Origin of the sequence: Olsenella uli (assembly GCF_901212675.1) — a bacterium.
In the GTDB taxonomy this organism is placed as follows: domain Bacteria; phylum Actinomycetota; class Coriobacteriia; order Coriobacteriales; family Atopobiaceae; genus Parolsenella; species Parolsenella uli_B.
The window spans coordinates 1-7,158 of sequence record NZ_CAAKOQ010000032.1; the positions used below are offsets into that span (position 1 = coordinate 1).

A 7,158-nucleotide genomic window follows, 5' to 3' on the forward strand; every position below is an offset into this window, starting at 1 on the left:
GGGGGGGGGGGGATGACCGTGCCCCTGGACACAGTGAATGATATACGGTCGATGGATGCCGCCGGGCGCTCGAGGTCCGAGATCGCCCGAATGCTCCACGTGAGCCGGAACACCGTGGCGAAATACGCCGACATGGAGGACATGTCGCCCGCCGCGCCGATGCCCCAGAGGAGGGGCAGGCCCGCGCTCGAGGGCAACGAGGAATGGGTCGCGGGCGTTCTCGAGGCCGACCTCGGGGCCCCGGGGAAGCAGCGCCACACCGCCAGGCGGATCTACGACAGGCTCGTCGCCGAGCGCGGCTACGGCGGCTCGTACTCCACCGTGCAGGGGTTCGTCCGCGAGCCCAGGCTTGCCCGGGCGGCGGCGGGCGGAGAGGGGTACCTTGAGCTCGAGTGGGCGCCCGGCACCTGCCAGGTCGATTTCGGGAACTCTCGCGCTGCGGTCGGCGGGAGGACCCTCGACCTCAGGCTGCTGGTCGCGACGCTTCCGCACTCGAACGGCCGGCAGTGCGTCGCCCTCATGTCGCAGAGGTCGGGGTGCCTGTGCGCCGGGCTGCTCGAGATCTTCCGCCGCTGGGGCCGCACCCCGGCGGCGATGGTGCTCGACAACGCCACCGAGGCGGGCAGGATGGTGCGCGGCGAGGTCACGGAATCGAGGCTGTTCTCGCAGTTCAGGGCCCACTACCGCTTCGAGAGCCGGTACTGCAACCCCTATTCGGGAAACGAGAAGGGCTCCGTCGAGAACGCCGTGGGGCTCCTCCGGCGCAACCTCCTCGTCCCTGTGTCGGCGTTCGGCACGCTCCCCGAGCTCAACGCGTTCCTCGCCGAGGGATGCGCGAGGGTCAACGCGGCGGCGCGCTGCCGCGACGGCAGGCCGCACGGAGAGGCCTGCCGGGAGGACCTCGCCGCCATGCGCGCCCTTCCCGGCGTGGAGTTCGACGCGGCGAGGTGGGCAACCGTCCGCGCCGACAAGCGCGGTTACGTCGAGGCCGACGGGCGCGAGTACGTCGCCGGGCCCGCCTGGCACGGTCGGAGTCTGCTCGTTGGCATGCGCGCGTCGACGGTGGAGGTCCTCGCCGACCGCGGCCGCCGGGTCGCCGTCCCCCCCCCCAGGGCCTTCGGGGAGGGCCCCGCGGTCCGGAACCCCCTCTCGCTCGTGCCCGCCATTATCGCCAGGCCGAGGGCCTTCGGGGAGTCGACGATCAGGCACGACATGCCGCCGGGGCTCGTCGAGGGGGTCGACCGGATGGACTCCGCCGGCAGGAGGCGCACGCTCAGGTCGATCGGCCGGGCGAGCGAGTCCTCGGGTTTCGAGGCGGCCTGCGAGGCGGCGCTCAGGGTCGTCGAGGGCGGCCGCGTCCCCGACGACGCCGCGGTCGACGTGCTGGCGAGACGCATCGGGGGGGGGGCGGCGGGACCGGCGGGGCCGACCTGTCGGTCTACGACGGGCTCCTGAAGGGGGCGGTCGCCGATGGCAGCTAGCGAGGAGCTGGCCCGCAGGGTCGCGGGGGCCGGGCGGTCGTGCTCGCTCACCACCGCCGTCCTGGAGGAGTGGTCGAGGCTCGGCACCCCGAGACAGGTGGAGTACCTGGCGGGCCACCTCGAGGCGGAGAGGTCCAGCCGCGAGGCCTCGAAGCGCGCGACGCTGCCCGGGCGCCGCGCGCTGCCGGCGCCCAAGACCTTCGACGGCTACGACTGGTCGGCCGTGTCGTGGCCGGAGGGCATGGGGCGCGAGTCGCTGCTCGCGCCCGACTTCGTCGAGCGCAGAGAGGACCTCGTGCTCATGGGCGACGTCGGCACCGGCAAGACGCACATGGCGTCGGCCCTCTGCGCGCTGACGTGCGAGAGGAGGCTCGAGGCGCGCTTCTTCACGGCGTCCTCGCTCGTGATGCGCCTGAGGCGCGCCCGCGACGACGGGAGGCTCGACCGGGAGGCCGCGCTCATCGGCAAGGTCCGCCTGCCCGTCATCGACGAGCTCGGGTTTCTCCCGCTCGACGCGGACGGGGCGAGGCTGCTCTTCCAGGTCTTCGCCGACGCATACGGGAGGCAGTCGGTGGTAATCACCACGAATCTGGAGTTCAGCAGGTGGGGGTCGGTGTTCGGGGACGACCAGATGGCCGTCGCCGTGATCGACCGCATCGTCCACCACGGGAGGCTCGCCCAGTTCCGTGGCGGGTCCTACCGCGTCCGTCATGCCCTCATGCAGGAGGGCCAGCCGCTCAAAAAGCGTGCGCGCTTCCGATGCTCAGGCTGCTCAATTTCCGATGCTCTTTTTGCTCAAGTCCTCTTGACGAAACACACAAGAGGGAGTCGCTGGCCGGGGAACACCTGCTGACGGCCCACGCCTGCGCGATGACTGAGGCCATGCGCGCCGTGTACGCCTGCCCGGACCGCGAGTCGGTCGCCGCCGAGCTCGACCGGCTGCTCAGCTGGCTCATGCACTCGAACGTCCCGGAGATGAAGCGGGTGGCGGCGATGCTGTGCGCGGAGAGGGGGGGCGTCCTGAACTGGTTCGGGCCGAGGGCGACCAACGCGATCCTCGAGGGCCTGAACTCCGCGCTCCAGTCGATGAAGAGGGCCGCGAGGGGCTTCAGGAGCATCGAGTACTTCAGGAGCGCGATCTTACTTAGGCTGGGCGGGCTGGACTTCTCGGCGCAAACCGCCTCGAGCTATGCTACCCACTAAAAACCGCGAAGAGCCTTCTTTACACGTCATTGGCGGAATGTTCAGTCAAGCTGTATTCCTCTGATGATAAGGCGTCCTTCAAGAAGCAACTTGTGCATGAGATTCTTGCCGTGGTCCTTGTTGTCCATTGTGGCACCGTAATCAACCAGAAGATCGTTTATCGAGTTAGCGAGTCGGTTCCGCCAATCCTCGTTTTTGTCCTCCGCGCCTTTCGCACCGTCATATGGGTAGTAGAACACGAGCACGGTCTTGCTTTCGTAAAGGTCAACCCCATCGAAGATGGATTGGAAATACGAGTAGTCGGCTTTTCCGAGTGAATGTCCGTAGAACTTGATGACATCGGTTGCGTTTTGTAGGTTTGCGCTGTTCGCAGTACTGATCAGTTTGTTTGTGCGGGAACCGCCTCGGCGCATGAGGCGGAACGTCTTCGTGAATGCAACAGCGTTGGGGTTGTCCATGCAGTCCTTGCCATCAATCCCAAAGATGATTTCGCCGCCCAGTTTTCCGTGTATGTTTACGAAAGCGCCATCCTCTCCGCCGTCGAAGAATCGCTCGATGTGGTCGGTGTAGTTGAAGCTGAGGACAGACGTAGAAGAGTAGTAGTCATCGCCGCTCTTCTTGCCATCGCGCTCTATAGCCTGATAGAGCATCTTGCACTTCTCGGCGTATCCCTCGTTGGTCTCAAGCTCATGCACCAAGTATTCCCCGAAAGCATGCTCGAGTTTTAGCAGCTCCTGACGCAAGAAAGCCATGAAGAGCTCATGATTGTATCCCTCAGAGGCAATCTCTGGATGGAGCGTCCAGACGTAACGGGCCATGTTGCCGAACATGTGGCTCTCGTCATCCTGCTCGTTCTCTCTGCGTCCGTTCACAAGGACAAACGCGCCGTCGGTGAACGGGCAGGCCTTGAACAGCTCGACCGCCTTGTCGAAGGGCGAGTTTTTAACCGGACCAGAAGCACCGGCTGATAGCACCCATTGCTCGATGGTTCCCTCGATGTCACACCACAAAGAGTTGATGTTGGCCTCGAGAATGAAGTCCCAGAGCGTGAGGCTGGAGTTCTCCAACAGCGTTCTCCACGTCTCGCGATTGTAGTCAGGAATGCTGGCAATTTCGTCGAAACGCGGCCGGAAGAAGTCACCGAACCTCGACTGCAGTCCACACTGGAGATCAAAGCCGTTGCCGATGACGATGAGCTGTTGCCAGTCCGTGCGGCATCCTTCCACTAACGAGCTGCTCAAATCGGGAATGGTGTAGTTTGGCGTTGCGTAATCCAAGGCCGCTAGTCGCGGCGGATCGGGCGCATCAAACTTGAAGCTTTGGGTCGCTGTGTCGCTTAGGGTTTTCATGGCGCCAGAGCTCTCCAACACCGAAGTCATCCTTGCTCCGATGCCACTCATTTGCGAACTGCCAATGGCCTTCTGCGCCGCATCGCAAATTGGACTGTTGATTGCACGGGACGCCCTTTCGATTGCGTCAGAATCCAAAGCGGCGCCAAGTTCCTTTATGCCCGGAATCTGTGCATCTTCTATGCTCATACGGACTCCTCGCTAGCAGACGGAAGTGCTGGGCTGTTCTTTCTCGCCGTCTTCAACGCCTTCGCAATCCTGTCGCTGCTCCTCTTGAGGAACTTGTGGCTGCGGTTCAGGATCTTGATCATCTTCTTCGGGCTGATTTCCTCCTTGCCGTCGTCGGCGTCATCGTCGCCGTCCGGCACCTCATCTGCGGGCGCGCCCCGCTTGATGGCCTCAATCTCGATCTCAAGCTCGACGATCCGCTGGTTGAGAACCCTATGGATCTCGACAACCGAGTCGAGGTCCCCATAGCACTTGATGAGCACCTCCTCGCAGAAGGCCACGAGCTTGGAGCATTCGTCCAGAACGTGGCTGCTGTTCGTGGCGAGCGCCATGGAGGTCGCGGCTGACACGCCAGAACCGCCGACGGCACCGATGATCGCGCCGCCGCCTGCAATGAGCATCGTGCCTCCGGCCATGCCCGCGCCACCTGCCGCCAAGGCTCCGCCTCCGAGGAACGCAAGGCTTGCGCTCGTCAGTGCCGCGCCCGAGAGGGCAGCGGTCTCCAGGCCGAGTGCGGCGGCCAGGGCCGGGGCTATCGCGGGGGCGAAGTAGAAGGCGAGCCCGCCTGTGGCGGCCACCACGACGACGGTGCCCGCCGCGCCTGCCACACGCTTGGTGACGGCTCCGTCGAGTCCCCTGTGGACGCTGTTCGCAGCCTTGTCGAGTCGCCGCAGTTCCTTCTTGTCCACGACGCCATGACGGTCGCAGAATATGTCCCCAAGGTAGTCTGAACCCAGCTTGAGCCCCCTGTAGAGCTTGTCGCTGTCGCCATGGAGCGGGACGTATGGCCGGAACCTGATGGCTTCCATTGCGACGAGCCACAGCCAGGAGTCGCTTCCGTCGCTTTCGGCGCGGGCCTTTATGGCCTCGTAGATCGCGTTGCCGGTCAGGAAGTAGCCGGCGTCTGCCGCCCAGACGAGGTTGACCGTCTCGACGACCTTCTCGCTCCACTCCTTGAGCCAGGCCCTCTTCCGAGAGGCCCGCTTGGGATGCTTCTCGAAGGCGATGTCGTGCGCGACCATCGCGTACTCTACCGAGTGGAGGACGCGGGCCCTCTGGAAGTCGAGCTTGAGGCAGCCGAGGTCGGAAAGGCCTCGCTCGTATGCCTCCTCGGCGCTCTCGCTAGCTTCGGCTGCCTTGTCTTCCAAGGTGGCGCGGACGTCCACGACGCAGGCGATGACGAAGGTCGCCGCGCCCACGTAGTTGACGCGCAGGAAGAATGTGATGGGGTCCTTGCTCTTGATGGCTCTGACCGCAGCGTCTGCGATGTCCACGCCCGTGAAAACTCCGCTTGAAACGGTGACCATGCGCCGCATGGCAGGCGTCCCCCAGGGAAGGACGTCCTCTGGCGCGATGCGCCCCAAATCCCCGATGCCACGTATGTCGAGATCGCGAATCTCCCGAGCCAGCCTACGGCAGAAGTAGAAACCGCGAACTACGCACTGATTGATGAGCACCGGTATCGTTCGCCTGCCTGCCTCGCCGAGGATGCCGATCTCGGTGCGCAGGTCGAACTTCCTCACGCTGTCCTTGATTATCTTGCCGCTCTCGTCGTGGTCGGCGAGCAGCGCGCCGTTGAAGAGCTTCGTCACCCACAGGCGGAATCCCATGTCGCCGTCGCCGGAGTACTTGAAGAAGGGCAGCGCCGAGAGCTCCTTCATGAACGAAACGAGTGGGCCAGGGATGCCCGTGCCGCCCATGAGGGAACCGCTTGAGCCGGCCATGTCGCTCACCATGTGGAAGAACCAGCCGATGGTGCCGAAGGCGATCTTCTCCTGGAAGTTCTTGCCAATGCACACGCGATGCGATTCCGGCACGGGGATGACTAACAGGGCACCCGCCTTGTCTGTTCCCACGACAAGGCCGGTGAACTGAGTGAAGATAGAGAAGAACAGCCCGCCGATGCTGAAATGGTGCGAAAAGTCCCGTAGATGATGCTGCAGTCCGCCACCGAAGTTGTTGGTGCCGCCGTCTGCGGCAAGCGGGTGGTTCTTCTCAAGGGTCTTTATCGCGTCGCTCAGGTCATCGCCCTGGCAGCCCTCGATGCGAGCGACCTTCTTCACGACCTGATCGATCTGCTCCTTGCCCCACTCGCTGGCGCGGTCCAGGGAGAAGGCTCCGACATAGAACAGGTCGATGAGTCCAGCAAGCACGCCGCTACTCACCGCGACGATGTAGTCGAGCTTGTCGGCCTCATCTACGTGCGGCTCCCACTCGATGTGGTCGTCCAGCGTCTCGGTGACGCCTGCATAGACCTCGCCGCTCGTTATGGTGCCAACGTCACCACCGCCGACGGAGCCTAGCAGGAGGGGTTTCCTCGGGAATGCTATCTCGTACTGGACAAGCGGGTTCTCGTCAACCATATTGAAAGTTGTTGCTACCAGGTCGCTCATAATAGGGCATCTCGCTAGGTGTTATGTGCCAAGACGTTGTTTGCGCCGGTGATGCGTGACATCGAGGGCAGGCCCCCGCACGCGCCGTGCGGGCGGTTCCGATTGTAGTGCTCCAGGAAGGGGGCGAGGGCGGAGGCCCTGGCCCCCTCGCTCTCCCGCGCCCTCGCGCACTGCCACTCCTGCGCGAGCGTCCTGTTCATGCGCCCGGCCTTGCCGTTCTGCCAGGGGCCTAGGGGCCTCGCGTGCCCGTGCCCCATCCCGCGGGCCCCGGGCGGCGCGCCGAGCCCGCCCGACCGGTAGGCGGGCACGTCGCCGGCCGTCACGCGCTCCACGGTGACCCCGAGGTCCCGCAGAACGCGAGCGCCCGCTCCATGAGGGCGCGGGCCGTCCCCTTCCTCTCGTCGGGCGGCTGCCCGTCGTGGGCGACCCGGCCGTTGTCGTCGACGGCCACGCGCGGGCACGACGCCCCGGCGGCCCTCCTCGACCCGCAGCCGCGCCCGAGGG

The 7,158-nt window shown here is 64.8% G+C and carries 6 protein-coding genes and 1 pseudogene; 3 read left to right on the forward strand and 4 right to left on the reverse strand.

The window, feature by feature from the left end:
- The 3 genes from istA to EFAMC1_RS04045 form a co-directional block, all read left to right on the forward strand.
- Nucleotides 1-1,455, forward strand: a 1,455-nt coding sequence (istA, locus tag EFAMC1_RS04035; RefSeq protein ID WP_222838641.1) for an IS21 family transposase, incomplete at its 5' end; no start/stop codon positions are given.
- A 15-nt stretch (nucleotides 1,456-1,470) separates the two neighbouring features.
- Nucleotides 1,471-2,334 (forward strand): IS21-like element helper ATPase IstB, encoded by an 864-nt coding sequence (gene istB / locus EFAMC1_RS04040; protein WP_154053040.1) that lies wholly within the window; start codon nucleotides 1,471-1,473, stop codon nucleotides 2,332-2,334.
- Between the two features lie 29 nt (nucleotides 2,335-2,363).
- Entirely contained in the window at nucleotides 2,364-2,684 is a 321-nt protein-coding gene (locus EFAMC1_RS04045; protein ID WP_261981759.1) for a transposase, read from the forward strand.
- Nucleotides 2,685-2,725: 41 nt separating this feature from the next.
- Here the strand turns inward: EFAMC1_RS04045 and EFAMC1_RS04050 are convergent, their stop codons facing one another.
- The 4 genes and pseudogenes from EFAMC1_RS04050 to EFAMC1_RS04065 all read right to left on the reverse strand — a co-directional run.
- Complete coding sequence (locus EFAMC1_RS04050) at nucleotides 2,726-4,222, reverse strand: AbiH family protein (RefSeq protein WP_154053042.1); 1,497 nt, start codon at nucleotides 4,220-4,222, stop codon at nucleotides 2,726-2,728.
- A complete protein-coding gene (locus tag EFAMC1_RS04055) occupies nucleotides 4,219-6,654 on the reverse strand; it encodes a hypothetical protein (protein WP_222838642.1) in 2,436 nt (811 codons plus the stop codon). Before EFAMC1_RS04055 ends, EFAMC1_RS04050 begins: the two co-directional genes overlap by 4 nt.
- A gap of 14 nt (nucleotides 6,655-6,668) precedes the next feature.
- Nucleotides 6,669-6,986 (reverse strand): integrase core domain-containing protein, encoded by a 318-nt coding sequence (locus EFAMC1_RS04060; RefSeq protein ID WP_187324550.1) that lies wholly within the window; start codon nucleotides 6,984-6,986, stop codon nucleotides 6,669-6,671.
- A pseudogene (locus tag EFAMC1_RS04065) lies at nucleotides 6,974-7,158 on the reverse strand (hypothetical protein); the annotation flags it as partial. The pseudogene EFAMC1_RS04065 and the gene EFAMC1_RS04060, both read right to left, overlap by 13 nt.